The sequence below is a fragment of the Streptomyces asoensis genome, assembly GCF_016860545.1.
Taxonomy (GTDB): Bacteria; Actinomycetota; Actinomycetes; order Streptomycetales; family Streptomycetaceae; genus Streptomyces; species Streptomyces asoensis.
Genome location: NZ_BNEB01000002.1, coordinates 1,091,771 through 1,106,737, shown reverse-complemented (window position 1 = coordinate 1,106,737; position 14,967 = coordinate 1,091,771). Strand labels below are relative to the sequence as shown.

9 protein-coding genes and 1 pseudogene are annotated in these 14,967 nt (G+C 73.7%); 5 read left to right on the top strand and 5 right to left on the bottom strand.

Features of this window, described 5'->3' with window-relative positions:
- Window positions 1–87 precede the first annotated feature (87 nt).
- Both Saso_RS07935 and xylA read right to left on the bottom strand, forming a co-directional pair.
- Complete coding sequence (locus Saso_RS07935) at window positions 88–561, bottom strand: hypothetical protein (protein ID WP_189922803.1); 474 nt, start codon at window positions 559–561, stop codon at window positions 88–90.
- A 261-nt stretch (window positions 562–822) separates the two neighbouring features.
- The gene (gene xylA / locus Saso_RS07930) at window positions 823–1,989 is read right to left on the bottom strand and encodes a xylose isomerase (RefSeq protein ID WP_189922805.1); all 1,167 of its coding nucleotides are present in this window, start codon (window positions 1,987–1,989) and stop codon (window positions 823–825) included.
- A 128-nt stretch (window positions 1,990–2,117) separates the two neighbouring features.
- Here xylA and xylB point away from each other — a divergent pair, with 128 nt between their 5' ends.
- From xylB to exaC, 5 genes and pseudogenes are all read left to right on the top strand, one after another.
- Window positions 2,118–3,563 (top strand): xylulokinase, encoded by a 1,446-nt coding sequence (gene xylB, locus Saso_RS07925; protein WP_189922807.1) that lies wholly within the window; start codon window positions 2,118–2,120, stop codon window positions 3,561–3,563.
- Window positions 3,564–3,593: 30 nt separating this feature from the next.
- A complete protein-coding gene (locus tag Saso_RS07920) occupies window positions 3,594–4,802 on the top strand; it encodes an ROK family transcriptional regulator (RefSeq protein ID WP_189922809.1) in 1,209 nt (402 codons plus the stop codon).
- Between the two features lie 166 nt (window positions 4,803–4,968).
- A pseudogene (locus tag Saso_RS07915) lies at window positions 4,969–5,208 on the top strand (N-acetylmuramoyl-L-alanine amidase); the annotation flags it as partial.
- Window positions 5,209–5,339: 131 nt separating this feature from the next.
- Window positions 5,340–6,608, top strand: a complete 1,269-nt coding sequence (locus Saso_RS07910; protein ID WP_189922869.1) for a GAF domain-containing protein — start codon at window positions 5,340–5,342, stop codon at window positions 6,606–6,608.
- Window positions 6,609–6,745: 137 nt separating this feature from the next.
- Window positions 6,746–8,269 carry an acetaldehyde dehydrogenase ExaC gene (exaC, locus tag Saso_RS07905; RefSeq protein ID WP_189922811.1) on the top strand — a complete coding sequence of 508 codons (1,524 nt, stop codon included), beginning with the start codon at window positions 6,746–6,748 and terminating at the stop codon, window positions 8,267–8,269.
- Between the two features lie 175 nt (window positions 8,270–8,444).
- On the opposite strand, the gene Saso_RS07900 is transcribed toward exaC, so the two are convergent.
- The 3 genes from Saso_RS07900 to lanM form a co-directional block, all read right to left on the bottom strand.
- Window positions 8,445–11,351, bottom strand: a complete 2,907-nt coding sequence (locus Saso_RS07900; protein ID WP_189922813.1) for a helix-turn-helix transcriptional regulator — start codon at window positions 11,349–11,351, stop codon at window positions 8,445–8,447.
- 70 nt (window positions 11,352–11,421) lie between these two features.
- A complete protein-coding gene (locus tag Saso_RS07895; protein WP_189922815.1) occupies window positions 11,422–11,628 on the bottom strand; it encodes a hypothetical protein in 207 nt (68 codons plus the stop codon).
- A gap of 127 nt (window positions 11,629–11,755) precedes the next feature.
- Window positions 11,756–14,911: a type 2 lanthipeptide synthetase LanM family protein gene (lanM, locus tag Saso_RS07890; RefSeq protein ID WP_189922817.1), complete on the bottom strand. Its 3,156-nt coding sequence runs from the start codon at window positions 14,909–14,911 to the stop codon at window positions 11,756–11,758.
- Window positions 14,912–14,967: the final 56 nt, after the last annotated feature.

Here is a 14,967-nt window from a genome sequence, read left to right as displayed (position 1 = left end):
GGGGCCGTGCCTCGCATGCGCGCGTGGTCCGACGCGGTGTCCGCGTCCACGCGCGCGTACCGTCGAGGCGCAGGCGCACACGTGCCGCTAAGGAAGCAGCGCCGTCAGCGACGGCAGCAGCGACTCCAGATCGCTCGGCAACTCCGACGGAAGACCGCTCGGCAGCCCGGACGGCAGGCTGCTCGGCAGCCCCGAGGGCAGTCCGCTGGGCAACCGCGAGGGCAGTTCACTCGGCAGGCCGCTCGGAAGACCGCTCGGCAGGCCGAAGGAGGGATCGGCCGCGGAGCCGCTGCTGCTGACGGCGCCGGGCTCATGGCCCGGGGAGTCGTCGCTGTCGGAGCGCGTCAGGACGACGGCGAGGACGACCCCGGCTGCGACGAGCAGCGCGAGGACCACGAAGAGCAGGTTCCCGCGCCCGCGGCCCGGCGGTGGGGGCGGCCGGTGGCCGCCTCCCGCCGTGTCGGCCGGTCCGAAGCCGGGCGGGGGCGATCCGAAACCGCCCGGAGGCGGTGTGCCGCCCGGTGGTCCGGGCGGCTGGGGCGGTACGGGCGGCATGGCCATACCGTCCAGCGTCCCGGCGAACGGCTCAGGAGGCGAGCCCCACAGGGAAGTTGATACACGTCGGTGGCGATCCGCGTCAGGGACCGCATCATTCCGGATCGTTGCGGATCGTTCATGCGCGTTCCGGATCGTTGCGGATCGTTCCGGCGCGGTCAGGCTGCGTTCGGTGCGGGAAGACCGGGCGCAGGCCTGTCGTCGGGCGGCCGGCCCGCGCGCGTGTGTGTGCACCTGACCTGTGCGCACACACGCGCGCGTGCGGGCTCAGCCGCGGGCACCCAGAAGGTGGTCCATGGCGAGCTGGTCGAGGTGCTCGAAGGCCATGCCGCGGGCGGCGGCCGCCTCCGGGTCGAACTCCTCGAAGGCCGTACGGTCGGCGAGCAGGCTCTCCAGACCGTCGGCGGCGGTGGCCTGGGCGAGCTCGTCGAGGCGGGACGCGCGCAGGGCCTCCTGGACCTCCGGGTCGCTGCGGAACGCGGCCGCACGCTCCTTGAGGATCAGGTAATTGCGCATGCAGCCCGCGGCGGAGGCCCACACCCCGTCGAGGTCCTCGGTGCGCGGCGGCTTGAAGTCGAAGTGCTTCGGGCCCGCGTAGCCGGCGCTCTCCAGCAGGTCGACCAGCCAGAACGCGGAGCGCAGGTCACCGGCACCGAAGCGCAGGTCCTGGTCGTACTTGATGCCGGACTGGCCGTTGAGGTCGATGTGGAAGAGCTTGCCCGCCCACAGCGCCTGGGCGATGCCGTGCGGGAAGTTGAGCCCGGCCATCTGCTCGTGGCCGACCTCGGGGTTGACGCCGTACAGCTCCGGGCGCTCCAGGCGCTCGATGAAGGCCAGCGCGTGACCGACGGTGGGGAGCAGGATGTCGCCGCGGGGCTCGTTCGGCTTGGGCTCGATGGCGAACTTCAGGTCGTAGCCCTGGGAGGTCACGTACTCGCCGAGCAGGTCGAAGGCCTCCTTCATGCGGTCGAGGGCCACCCGTACGTCCTTGGCGGCACCCGACTCCGCACCCTCACGGCCGCCCCAGGCGACGTAGGTCTGCGCGCCGAGCTCGACCGCCAGGTCGATGTTGCGGATCGTCTTGCGCAGGGCGTACCGGCGCACGTCACGGTCGTTCGCCGTGAAGGCGCCGTCCTTGAACACGGGGTGCGTGAAGAGGTTCGTGGTGGCCATCGGCACGGTCATGCCGGCCGTGTCCAGGGCCTGGCGGAAGCGCTTGATGTGCTCCTCGCGCTCGCTGTCGGAGGACCCGAAGGGGATCAGGTCGTCGTCGTGGAAGGTCACACCGTAGGCGCCGAGCTCGGCCAGTCGCTGCACCGACTCGACCGGGTCCAGGGCGCGCCGGGTGGCGTCGCCGAACGGGTCGCGTCCCTGCCAGCCGACGGTCCAGAGGCCGAAGGTGAACCTGTCGTCGGGGGTGGGCTGGTAGCTCATGCCACGGCTCCTTGCTTGAAGACTGTGTCGCCGACTATTTCGTCATGGCAGTTTACAAATTAGTATGCGGACGCATCTCTGGGAAGACAGATCCCGCAGAGCCGCGGAAAAACTTGAGGGAGAGCCCGATGTCAGCAGCCGAGGGTCCGCTCGTCGTCGGCGTGGACACGTCCACCCAGTCCACGAAGGCGCTGGTGGTCGACGCGGCCACCGGCGAGGTCGTCGCGAGCGGCCAGGCCTCGCACACGGTGTCCTCCGGAGCGGGCCGCGAGAGCGACCCCCGCCAGTGGTGGGACGCCCTGCGCGAGGCCCTGCACCAGTGCGGTGACGCGGCCCGCGAGGCCGCCGCGGTGTCGGTGGGCGGCCAGCAGCACGGACTGGTCACCCTGGACGAGCGGGGCGAGCCGGTGCGCCCCGCGCTGCTGTGGAACGACGTGCGGTCGGCGCCGCAGGCCCGACGGCTGACCGAGGAACTGGGCGGCGCAGGGTTCTGGGCCGAGCGCACCGGGTCGGTGCCCGCCGCCTCGTTCACGGTCACGAAGTGGGCCTGGCTGGCGGAGAACGAGCCGCAGGCCCTGCGCGCCACCAAGGCCGTACGCCTCCCGCACGACTACCTCACCGAGCGCCTCACGGGCGAGGGCACCACGGACCGCGGCGATGTCTCGGGGACCGGCTGGTGGGCCTCCGCGACGGAGTCGTACGACGCGGAGATCCTCGCGCACGTGGGACTCGACCCCGCGCTGCTGCCCCGCGTGGTGCGGCCGGGCGAAGTGGCGGGCACCGTACGCGACAGCCACGACCTGCCCTTCGCCAAGGGAACGCTGGTCGCCCCCGGCACCGGCGACAACGCCGCGGCCGCGCTCGGCCTCGGGCTGCGCCCCGGCACGCCCGTGCTGAGCCTCGGCACCTCGGGCACGGTGTACGCGGTGGCCAAGCACCGCCCCACCGACCCGACGGGCACGGTGGCCGGCTTCGCCGACGCCCACGGCGACTGGCTGCCCCTGGCCTGCACCCTGAACTGCACCCTCGCCGTCGACCGTGTCGCCGCGCTGCTGGGCCTGGACCGCGAGGCCGTGGAACCCGCCGCCGGCCTCACCCTCCTGCCCTACCTGGACGGCGAGCGCACCCCGAACCTGCCGAACGCCTCGGGCCTCCTGCACGGGCTGCGGCACGACACGACCGCCGGCCAGCTCCTCCAGGCCGCCTACGACGGCGCCGTGCACTCGCTGCTCGGCGCGCTGGACCTGGTCCTGGACGAGGACGCGGACCGTTCGGCCCCGCTGCTGCTGATCGGCGGCGGCGCCCGCGGAAAGGCCTGGCAGCAGACCGTACGCAGGCTGTCGGGTCGGCCGGTCCAGGTGCCCGAGGCGAAGGAGCTCGTCGCGCTGGGGGCGGCGGCGCAGGCGGCGGGTCTGCTGACCGGCGAGGACCCGGCCGCCGTGGCGCGGCGCTGGAACACCACGCGCGGTCCGGTGCTGGACGCCGTGGAGCGGGACGAGTCGACGCTGGCCAGGATCGCCGGGGTACTCTCCGACGCGGCCCCGCTCCTGGACCGGAGCACGGACATCCGCTGACCATCGACGAATCGACGAATCGACGGAGGCATGACCGCACCGCTGCACGAGGCCCGGCAGACCGGCCCCGGGCGTTCGCTGCCCGACACCCAGCAGGGCATGCGCCGCCGCAACCTGGCCCGGGTGATGCACGCCGTCCGTGCCGAGGGGCCGCTCTCGCGCGCGGCGGTCGCCTCGCGCATCGGCCTGACCCGTGCGGCGGTCTCGACCCTCGTCGACGAGCTCATACGCACCGGACTGCTCGAGGAGCTGGGCCCCGAGCGGCCCGGCCGGGTGGGCCGGCCCGGTTCCGCGCTCGCGGTCAGCGGGCGCGGCCCGTCGGGGATAGGCGCCGAGATCGGCGTCGACCACCTCGCGGTCTGCGCCGTCGACCTGCGCGGTGAGGTGCGGGCGCGTGCCGTGCGGCACGGCACGAACCGGGGCCGCTCCCCCGGCCCGGTGGTGGAGGAGCTGACCGCGCTCGTGCGCCGGGTGGTCGCCGAGGCCGAACGCGAAGGGCTGTGGCCGGCCGGACTCGCCGTGGCCGTCCCCGGCCTGGTCGCCCGCGACGCCCGGACGGTCGTCCGCGCGCCGAACCTCGACTGGCAGGACGTCGATCTCGGCGCGCTGCTGCCCGGCGAGTTCGCGCTGACCGTGGACAACGAGGCCAACTTCGGCGGACTGGCCGAACTCTGGCTCGGCGAGGACACCCCGGCGGACTTCCTGCACGTGTCGGCCGAGATCGGCATCGGTGCCGCGCTGGTCGTGGACGGCGCCCTGCTGCGCGGCACCCGCGGTTTCGCGGGCGAGCTGGGCCATGTGCCGGTCCACCCCGACGGGCCCGAGTGCGTGTGCGGCGGGCGCGGATGTCTCGAGCAATACGCCGGCGAGGAGGCGGTGCTGCGTGCGGCGGGGCTGGCACCCGGCGAGGACCGCGTCGGTCTGCTCGCGGGGCGCGCCGCGGACGGCGACCCGCAGGTGCGGCGCGCGCTGCGCGAGGCGGGTACGGCCCTGGGCATCGCCCTGACCGGGGCCATCAACCTGCTGGACCCGGAGGGTGTCGTGCTCGGTGGCGCGCTGGCCGGGCTCGCGCCCTGGCTGCTGCCGTCCCTGGAGACCGAACTGTCGCGGCGCACGGCGGGACCCGCCCGCCCCGTCTCCGTGTCACGGCTGGGACCCGAGGGCCCGCTGCTGGGCGCGGCACACTCCGTGGTGCGGGCCGTGCTGGACGATCCCTCGATGGTGGCGGAACGGGCCTGAGCGGGCCCGGCCGCTGTCCCCTCACCCCTGGAAGCCCCGTCGCGCCGGGTCGCCGACGAGGGGCTGCCACAGGCGGAACTCCCCGTTCGGGTGAGTGAATTGTCCACAAGTCCCCGCCCGTCCACGAGATCACGGCGTGCCCTCGCACCGGCCCGTCGGCCCGTACTTTGTCGACAGACCGGCGTACTTCACCGACGCCCTCTACGAGAGCTCCGCCCGGCTGACGGCGTCCGTCTGCGACCGGTACGGCATCCCGAAGGACCGCACGCGCGTGATCGGCCACTACGAGGTGCCGGGGAGCGACCACAGGGACCCCGGTCCGCACTGGGAGTGGAGTCGCTACCTGCGTCTCGTCGACCGCACCTGGCGCGAACCGGACGGGCGCGGGGCGCCCGCTTCCGGATGACCGGCGTCGAAACGGTTGTCGGCCCGCGCACCCGGAGTGACGATGTCCCCAGCCGTACTCCGGTCGCAGGCCGGGGTACGCCAGCCGTGTCCCCGCCGTACTCCGGCCGTATCGCCTTCCGGGAGGACGAGTTGACCGATTCCTGGGTGGCTCTGGAGCCGGGTGCCGACCCGGCCGAGCGGGTGCGGGTCCTGCGGCGGGCGCACGAGGCGTTCACCGAGGCGGGAACCGTGCCGCGTCCGGTACGCCCCGTCGTGGCCGACTCCTGGCGGCGTTCCGCGCGGGCGGGCGTCGGCCCCGACGGCACCGCGAGCGTCGAGCTCACCGACGGCGACCTCGGCGCCTACCGGGCCGAACATCCGCTGGCCCGGGTGATGCCGCTGTTCCGAGAGCTGATGGGCACGTTCGCGGCCGACGGGGAGCACCTGCTCGCCGTGTGCGACGCGCACGGCAGGCTGTTGTGGGTCGAGGGGCACGCGGCGACCCGTCGGCAGGCGGACCGGATGAACTTCGTGCCGGGTGCGCGCTGGGCGGAGAGCGCGGTCGGCACGAACGCGCCGGGCACGGCGGTCGCCCTGGACCGGCCTGTGCAGGTCTTCGCGGCCGAGCACTTCATCCGCCGGGTGCAGCCGTGGACGTGCGCGGCCGCCCCGGTGCACGACCCGCGCACCGGGCGGGTGCTGGGCGCCGTGGACATCACCGGCGGGAACGGCCTGGCGCATCCGCACAGCCTGGGTTTCGTGCAGGCGGTGGCGCGGGCCGCCGAGGCGCACCTGGCCCTGCTCGCCCCCGAGCCGCCCGCCGCCGACACACCGCGGCTGACCGTGCTGGGCCGGGACGAGGCCCGACTGGTCACCGGCGGCCGCGAGATCAGACTGAGCCGTCGGCACAGCGAGATCCTGATCCTGCTGGCCGGCCGCCCGGAGGGCATGACGGGCGACGAACTGCTGTGCGCGCTGTACGAGGACGAGTCGGTGACCCCGGTGACCCTGCGGGCCGAACTCGCCCGGCTGCGCGGGGTGCTCGGCCCCGGGCTCCTGGCCTCGCGACCCTACCGGCTCACCGCGGCGATCGAGTCGGACGTCGCGGTCGTCGAACGCAGGCTCGCGGCCGGCGCGGTCACGGCGGCCGTGACCGCGTACACCGGCCCGCCGCTGCCGACGTCCCGGGCACCGGCCGTGGTGCGGCTCGGGAAGCGGCTCGCCGACGGGCTGCGCGCCGCGCTGATCGCCTGTGGTGACCCCGATCTGCTGGCCGACTGGGCCCACGCACCATGGGGCGAGGACGACCTCGAGGTGTGGCAGGCGCTGGCGGCGGTCCGCCCCACCGCCGCGATACGGGCCCGCCTCGCGTCACTCCGGTCGGAACTCACGGCACCGGCCGGATGGCCGCGCCCCTGAGGGTGTTCATCCGCGTCGCGCCCGCCGGCACGGCTCCCCCGGGCGGGCGCAACGTGGATGCAACGTCCTTCTCCCTAGCCTGCGGCGCAGAGCGGCTGTCCAACGGCGGGCAGCGCTGCTGAAGGAGGCAGAGCAGGATGACCCGTTACGCGGCGCCCGGCACCGAGGGCGCGATCGTCTCCTACCAGGCGCGGTACGACCACTTCATCGGCGGCGCGTACGTGCCCCCGGCCCGGGGCCGGTACTTCGACAACCCCTCCCCGGTGAACGGCGAGGCCTTCACCGAGGTGGCGCGCGGCACGGCGGAGGACGTGGAGCGGGCGCTCGACGCGGCGCACGCGGCCGCGCCGGGCTGGGGCCGCACCTCGGCCACCGAACGCTCCGACATCCTGCTGAAGATCGCCGATCGTATGGAGGCACACCTCGAAGCCCTGGCGGTCGCGGAGAGCTGGGAGAACGGCAAACCCGTCCGGGAGACGCTGGCGGCGGACATCCCGCTGGCCATCGACCACTTCCGCTACTTCGCGGGAGCGGTCAGGGCCCAGGAGGGTTCCCTCAGCGAGGTCGACGACGACACGGTGGCCTATCACTTCCACGAGCCACTCGGCGTCGTCGCCCAGATCATCCCGTGGAACTTCCCGATCCTGATGGCGACATGGAAGCTCGCGCCCGCCCTCGCGGCCGGGAACACGGTCGTCCTCAAACCCGCCGAGCAGACGCCCGTGTCCATCCACTACTGGATGAGCCTGATCGCCGACCTGCTGCCGCCGGGCGTGATCAACATCGTCAACGGCTTCGGCGAGGAGGCCGGCAAGCCACTCGCGTCCAGTCCGCGCGTGGCGAAGATCGCCTTCACGGGCGAGACGTCGACGGGGCGGTTGATCATGCAGTACGCCTCGCAGAACCTCAAGCCCGTCACGCTGGAGCTGGGCGGCAAGTCGCCGAACATCTTCTTCGACGACGTGTGGGAGAAGGACGACGACCTGCGCGACAAGGCCCTCGAAGGCTTCACCATGTTCGCGCTGAACCAGGGTGAGGTCTGCACCTGCCCGTCGCGTGGCCTGATCCAGCGCGGCAACTACGGCGACTTCCTCCAGGCCGCCGTGGCCCGCACCGAACTCATCAAGCCCGGCCATCCCCTGGACACCGACACGATGATCGGGGCGCAGGCGTCCGGCGACCAGCTCGCGAAGATCCTCTCCTACATCGACATAGGCCGGAAGGAGGGCGCCAAGATCCTCACCGGCGGCGAACGCGCCGAGTACGAGGGTGACTTGAAGGGCGGCTACTACGTGCAGCCGACCATCTTCGAGGGCGACAACCGGATGCGGATCTTCCAGGAGGAGATCTTCGGTCCGGTCGTGTCGGTGGCCTCCTTCGGCGACTTCGACGACGCCATCAAGATCGCCAACGACACGTCGTACGGCCTCGGGGCCGGTGTCTGGACGCGCGACATCAACACCGCCTACCGCGCGGGCCGGGCCATCCAGGCGGGCCGCGTCTGGACGAACTGCTACCACGCCTACCCGGCGCACGCCGCCTTCGGCGGCTACAAGCAGTCGGGCATCGGCCGCGAGACGCACAAGATGATGCTGGAGCACTACCAGCAGACGAAGAACCTTCTGGTGTCGTACTCGCCGAAGAAGCTGGGCTTCTTCTAGACGCTGCGAAAGGGCGCCTGACCTGGATTTTCACCCGTAAGGCGCCCTTCGCTCAACCCGCTCTCGACCGGGCCCGGCCGGCGCGCCGACTCCCCACTCCTCCCACGACTGCCCGCCGTCGAGGAACTTGGCGTATTTGTGGAGTCTCCGGCGCGGGCCGGGCCGCGGCCTGACGTCAGGACTGCTCCGCCGCCAGGGCGCAGAGTTGTGAACGGTTGGGCAGCCCGGTCTTGGCGATCAGGCTGGCGACGTGCTTCTCGACGGTGCGCGGCGATATGTAGAGCCGGACGGCGATGTCCTTGTTGCTGGGTCGGTCGGCGAGCAGCCGGAAGATCTCGTACTCGCGGACCGTCATGCCCTTCATGCGCAGTTCCGGTGGAATCCGGTCGCTGCCGGTGCGGTGCTGGCGCACCGGTGCGCCGATCGCGCGCAGCAGGGTCCGGCAGGCGCCGACCACCGCGGTGGCGGAGGTCTCGCGGAAGTGGTGCTCGGCTTCCCTCAGCCATCTCTCCGGTTCGCCCCAGCTCAGCGCGTGGGCCTCCTCCGCGATCAGCCGCTGCCCGAGATGGCGGGCGGTGGGATAGGGCGCCCCCGTGGTCTCGGCGAGGAGCGCCGCTTGTCCGGCCGCCTCGGGCCGGCCCTCGCGGCCGAGCAGGACGGCCTCGGCAAGCAGGAGGAAGTACCGGTTCCAACGCATCCGGCCGGCGGCGCTGGCGGTCAGCCGGTCGAGGTGAGCGCGGTCGGCCCGGCCGTCCAGGAGGTCGAGCAGCAGAGCGAGGCCGTGCCGTCCGCTCAGGTGGAAAGTGGTCGGGTTCTCGGCCTCCAGCGCCTTGAGGTCGGCCATGACACCGGCCGCCTGGTCCCGGTTCTCCTCCAAGAGGGCACAGAAGACCTGGGCCAGGCCGAGGGCCAGCGGCTCCTCCAGCGAGCCGCGCCCTCCCCAGCGTCCGAAGTCGGCCAGGGCCTCCTCCATGGCGGTACGGTCGCCCTGGTGAGCCGCCAGCACCGAGCGGGCCATCAGCAGGTATCGGGCCACCGACGTCAGCTTCAGGCGGGCTGCCATGGTCAGCGTCTCGTCGCCGAGTGCCCGGGCCTCGGTGAACCGGCCGCGCAGTACATCGTGCAGGGTGAGGATGCCGTCGATGCCGTAGACGACGGTGACCGCGCCCAGCCTCCGGGCCTCGGTGCGGGCCTCCTCGAGGGTGGCGGTACTGCCGTCGTCCAGCCACCGGATGCCGCCGAGGCGGGTGAGCGCGTACATCCGCTGGAGTGGCAGGCTGTGCCGTTCGGCGGTGCTCATGGCCTGCTCCAGATAGGTACTGGCCTCGGAGAGGTCACGTTCGCGGGCGACCACGGCGAGGAGTTCCCCTGCCTGGCAGGCGACCAGGGGCAGGCCCTCCCGCTCGGCGGTGCCGAGCGCGGCGCGGGCCAGCCGCTCGGCCCGCTGGGTGCGGTCCTGTCCCGGCGTGTCGAGGCACAGGTACGCCTCCACCACGTCGGTCAGCGCGGTGTGCGCCTCGTCCGGCGCCGTCGCCAGCAGCGCGCGAGCCCGTTCGATCTGACTGTTGCCGTCGGCCCAGCGGCCCGCCATGTACGCCACGTGCGCGAGGCGGGTGTGCAGGGCCGCCAGCCGGGCCGCGCCCAGGCCGGCTCCGACGAGTTCACGCAGGGTTCCGGTGAGGCTGAGCGCGCGGGTCAGTTCCCCGGTCTCCGCGAGCGCGGGCAGCAGCGCTTCCAGCGCCTCGGCGCGGGCGACGGAGTCCCCGCCTTCCGCCAGCAGCCGCTCGGCGCGGTCGAGCAACGCGACCGCGGATCCCACCGCGCCGTCGGCGAGGGCACGGCGCCCGGCCTCGGCGAACAGCCGGCCGCCCCGTACGGGGTCACCGGCGTCGGCGCGCAGGGTCGCCGCCAGCGGGCACCAGTCGCCCGGCAGACCGGGGTTGAGGGTCTCGATCGCGTTCGCGGCCTGCTCGGACAGTGCCACTCGGGCGGCCGGGGTGAGCTGTGCGAGCAGCGCTTCGGCGGTCAGCGGATGCTGGAAGGCGTACCAGTCGGGGGCGGGTTCGTCGGCCGCGACCAGCCGGGCCGCCACGCTCGCGTGCAGGTGGCTGAGCAGGCTCCGGTCGTCGACGCCGGTCATCGACTGGAGCACCGACAGGGGGAACCGCCGGCCGAGTACGGCCGCGGCGCTGAGCACGGTCCGCCCCTGTGGGCCGAGTTGGTCGATGCGGTGAATGGCGCCCTCCAGCAGCGCCCTGGGCATGTTGCGGCGGAGGTCGCCGACCACCCGCCAGGCGGCGCCCTCGCGGACGAGCGAGCCGCCGGCGACCGCCCCCTGGAGAAGTTCCTCGACCAGGAACGGGATGCCCGCGCTGTCCTGCCACATCTGGACGAGCACCTCGGCAGGCAGCCGGCCGGGGTCGGTTTCCAGGCAGGAGGCGATCATCCGGCCGACCCCGTCGGCGTCCAACGGTGCCAGCCGGAAGACCGTCGCGCTGCGACGGCGCCCGGCGGACTCGGCGAGGCTCAGCGCCTCGCCGGGATCGGACCTGATGGTCGCCGCCAGCATGAGCGGCTGATGCTCGAGGTTGTCCACCAGGTACTCGACGACGGCGAGGGTTTCGGTGTCGGCGTCGTGCAGATCCTCCAGCACCAGCAGGCAGCCGCTCTCACGGCCGGCGTGGGCGAGCACCCGCAGCACCGCTTCGGCGAGCACCACGGTCGATCCCTGGTCGGGGGAGCCGGTGCTCCAGCCCGGGATGAGCCGGCCGAGCACCGGGCGGTACGGTCCGAGGCTCGCCTCGTCCGGTGTCACCCCGCCGCGGGAGAGCGGCATCAGGGCCTCGGTGAGCGGCCGGAGCGGCACCATGGGTCCGATGGTGCTGCTCCGGCCCTTCAGGACCCGGACGCCGGCGTCCAGCGCGGATCCGATCAGCTCGGCGACCAGCCGCGACTTGCCGATTCCTCCCTCTCCGACCAGAAACGCCGTGCCTCCGCGTGACCGGTTCAGATCCCGTAACGATTCGCCGAGCTCGGTGACTTCGGCCTCACGACCAATGAGATGAGCTGCCCGCAGACGCATACCTCCGGATGGTAGTCACTCGCTCACGAAGGTCACACACCTGCTCGAACCGGCCGGGCGTGACGTCAGGTCAGGCGGGCACCGACACGGTGGTGATGGTGGCGGAGCCGAGGCCGACCACCACGCCGCTGCCGAGGGTCATTCCGGCCAGCGCCCGGGTCCGGGCGCACGCCCCGTTCCAGCGGACCAGCCGGATCTCGCCGGCCGGGTCGGTGACCGTCGCGGACGCGCCCGTGGCCTCGTCGTGGACGGTACCGTTCTGCGGGAAGCTGGACATGGTTCTTCCTTTCGGTGGACATGGATCCGACTCGGGATCGCACTGTTGATGAACTGTTCGTATTTCCGCAAAGGTTCTCGTGGTGCTCGCGGCGCGGGCACCGGTTCGGACGGCGGTACGAGGGCACTCAGTCCCGTCCGCCGCCCTGGGCGGGGCCGAGCAAGAGGACCGAGGGCACGGTGTCGGCGAAGCCCAGCCGGAGCAGGGCGTAGCCGATGCCCGACAGCCCGGTGAGCAGTCCGGGCGTCGGTACGCGCCCGGGTGTCCCGCAGCTGGGCCCCCAGGCGTGAAGCAGTCCGAGGACCAGGCCGATCCGGCCGGTCAGGCTGCTTCGCGCCTCGGCGTGGCCGCACCCGGCGAGGGCGGCCACCGCTTCCGCGATACCCAGCTCGCCGTGGCACAGGCTGAGGTCGGCCACCGGCGGATGCTCGATGAGCCTGCGGCTCGCGTCCCGGGCCGGACCGTTCGCCGACTGCGGGCAGAGCCCGGCGTCGGCCGCCGCCAGTACGACGCCGGCGGTGCCCCGGCACCAGCCCGCGTCGAGCCGGTCCGCCGCCGCGAGTGCGGTGGTCAGCCGGGTGCGTCCGGCCGCCTCGGTCCGCGCGCCCAGTGGACCGCCGGCGAACCGGGCGTGCCGGGCCAGCGCCCAGCCGATCCCGGCCTCGCCGAAGGCGAAGCCGAAGCTCTCCGGCGCACCGTCACCGGGCCGACCGGCCGGCGCAAGCCCCAGCAACCGTTCGGCGATCCGGTCGGCGAGGTCGGCGGCCTGGGGCAGCCCGCGCTCGCGGTACACCGCGAGCAGAGCGGCGAGCGCTCCGGCCAGGCCGGCCGACACACCCGGTGGGGTGTCGTCGCCGAGCGCCGCCAGCGCCAAGGCGTCCAGCGCCGTCGGCAGGCACCCGGCGAGATCGTCGTCGACCAGGGTGGCCACCCGGGCGAGCGCGTAGCAGACTCCGCCCAGGCCTTCGAAGCCGCCCGGGCCGACGGCCCGGCTCAGGGCCGGGTCGGCAGCCATCGCGGCGACGAGTTCGGGCACCGGGGCGAGCGCCGCCCGGGCCAGCTCGGTGTGCCGGGCGGAGCCGGTGAGCGCGCCGAGCTGGGCCAGGAACAGGGCCACCCCGCTGTATCCCTGGGCCAGCCCGGCGCCCATGGGCAGCACCGTCCAGCGGTCGTCGACCGCCTCCAGGCCGACCCAGTTGGCCCGGCCGTGTCCGCCGACGGCCCGGCCGGCGATCTCGTCGGCGATCCCGGAGGCGGCGGCCAGCAGCGCGGAGGGTTCCGGCAGGACGGCGGGAGCGGGACTGGCCCGGCGGCTCACCCGGTGGCGGCGTCCGGCGGCGCACGGCTCCGCGGATGCCAGGGTGGCCGAGATGATCCATTCCTGGGCACGGCGGTCGACGGTGCTCATGGCGGCGAGCTTCGCCCGTGAGGAGGCGAGGCCGGAGGTGTCCAGGACACCGCTCACCGGGCTCCCGTCCGCGGCGAAGACCTCCGTTGAGCCGGGCCGGTGGAAGAAGACGGGGACGTCGCCGTCCCACAGGTCGGCGATCTCGTACTCGATGAGGGCCTGGCGGGCCGGGTCGCCGTCCGAATCGGCCCACAGCACCGCGAACATGGCATCCCGGTCGAGCCCGTCGCGCAGCACCTGCGGATGCGTCGCCTCCTCCAGCAGGGTGGCGTACAGCATCGTCGGCCGGACCACGAGCCGACCGACCGCGTCCCCGCCGGCGCCCAGCGGCCCGGCGGGCGTGGACAGTTCGTCGCGGTGCCGGACGACGGCGTCGTACCCGGTGCGGAATCCCGCCAGGACCGCGGCCACCCGGTCGGCGCTGCCGGGGCCGGCCGCGGCGCTGTAGGGACGGTTCAGCGCGCCGGTGAACGGCGCCGGGCGACGCACCATCCGCATCTCGTCCGTGCCGGCGTCCTCCCAGACCATCCGGGTATCGGGGGACTCCCCGCCCGGTGCACCGCCCAGCGCGGAGACGTCGACCGCGCCCAGCTCTCCCACCATGAGCTGCGGCAGCAGGCAGGTGCGGTGCACCGAGGAGGCGTGTGCCCCGGCGGCCGGATCCGGCCGGGTGGTCCCGCCCTCCCGCAGGACGGGGTGCAGCAGTGTCTCGACGTCGACCAGCACGGGCTGGTCGCCGTGCGCGAGGACGTTCTCGTAGTGCAGGTCCACCCCTTCGAGGGTGTAGGCCAGCGCGATCAGCACACCCTGCCGACGGTGGAACCGGTCGATCTCGGCCAGCGAACGGCACGTCCGGTGGTCGATGTACTCCAGCCACCCGTAGCCGTCGCCGGCCACCCAGCGCGGGGTGCGCAGCCCCAGGCCCGGGGCTTTGGCGTCCAGCCAGCCGGCCATCCTGTCCAGCAGGGCGTGCTGGTCGACCGGCCGCGGCTTGTAGACCGCGCTGCCGGCGGCGAACCGGAGCACCGCCACCGACCTGCCCTGCTGGTGCAGGTCCCCGAGTCCCAGCTCGACGCCGACCAGCGGGCCCGGGTCCCGCCCGCCGAACAGCTCGTCGGCGAGCTTCTGCCGGTCGGTGGCGAGCCGCGCCAGCAGTTCGGCGCCGGACCGGGCGGTGCGCCGGCAGGTCAGGGCCAGCAGACGGGCGAGCACCGGGTATCCGGCGAACAGCCGGGCCAGACCCGCGCGGGTGCCGGCCCGGGCGGCGAAGTCGGCGAAGCGGGCGGCCGAGGTGGAGCCGGACAGGTCGCCCGCGGTCCGCGCGGCGGCCAGCTCGACGACCAGGGTCCGGGCGGCCGTTCTGGTGAGTCGCCGTACCAGCCAGTCCGCGTAGTCCCCGGCGAACACCGCCGTCTCTCCGGGGTCGGCACCGTCCGCTCCGGCCTGTTCGGCCAGCTCGGCGACGGCCGCCGTCACCAGCGGGCGCAGTACCGGTCCGAAGACCACCGCTCCGTCCGCCGGGTCGGCGGGCGCGGTCACCGCTGCCCCACGGACCTCCGCGGGCGTCTCGGGGGCCGCGGCGAGCGCCCCTTCCACGAACACCGCCCACTGCGGCTTGGCGAGTCGCCCGGCCAGGCGGGCCGGAGGTTCGGCGGCGAGTGCCGCCACCAGCTCGGTGTCGGCGCCCAGTCGGGCCGAGCGGACGGATTCGCAGGCCGACTCGACCGGTGAGCGGGTGCGCAGCCGGGCGGCCGGGGTGGCCTGTGCCGGCGCCGGCGGGTGCGGGGCCGACAGGCGCTCACGCAGTGTCGCGGCCGGTGCCCACCAGGAGGGTGTCGCCTCCGTGGCGGGACGGGCGGTGTCGGTTGGGGTCACGTCCGTCACCCTTCCAGCGGTGTCGCCCACCCGTACAGGGGGGCAGGACCCCCACA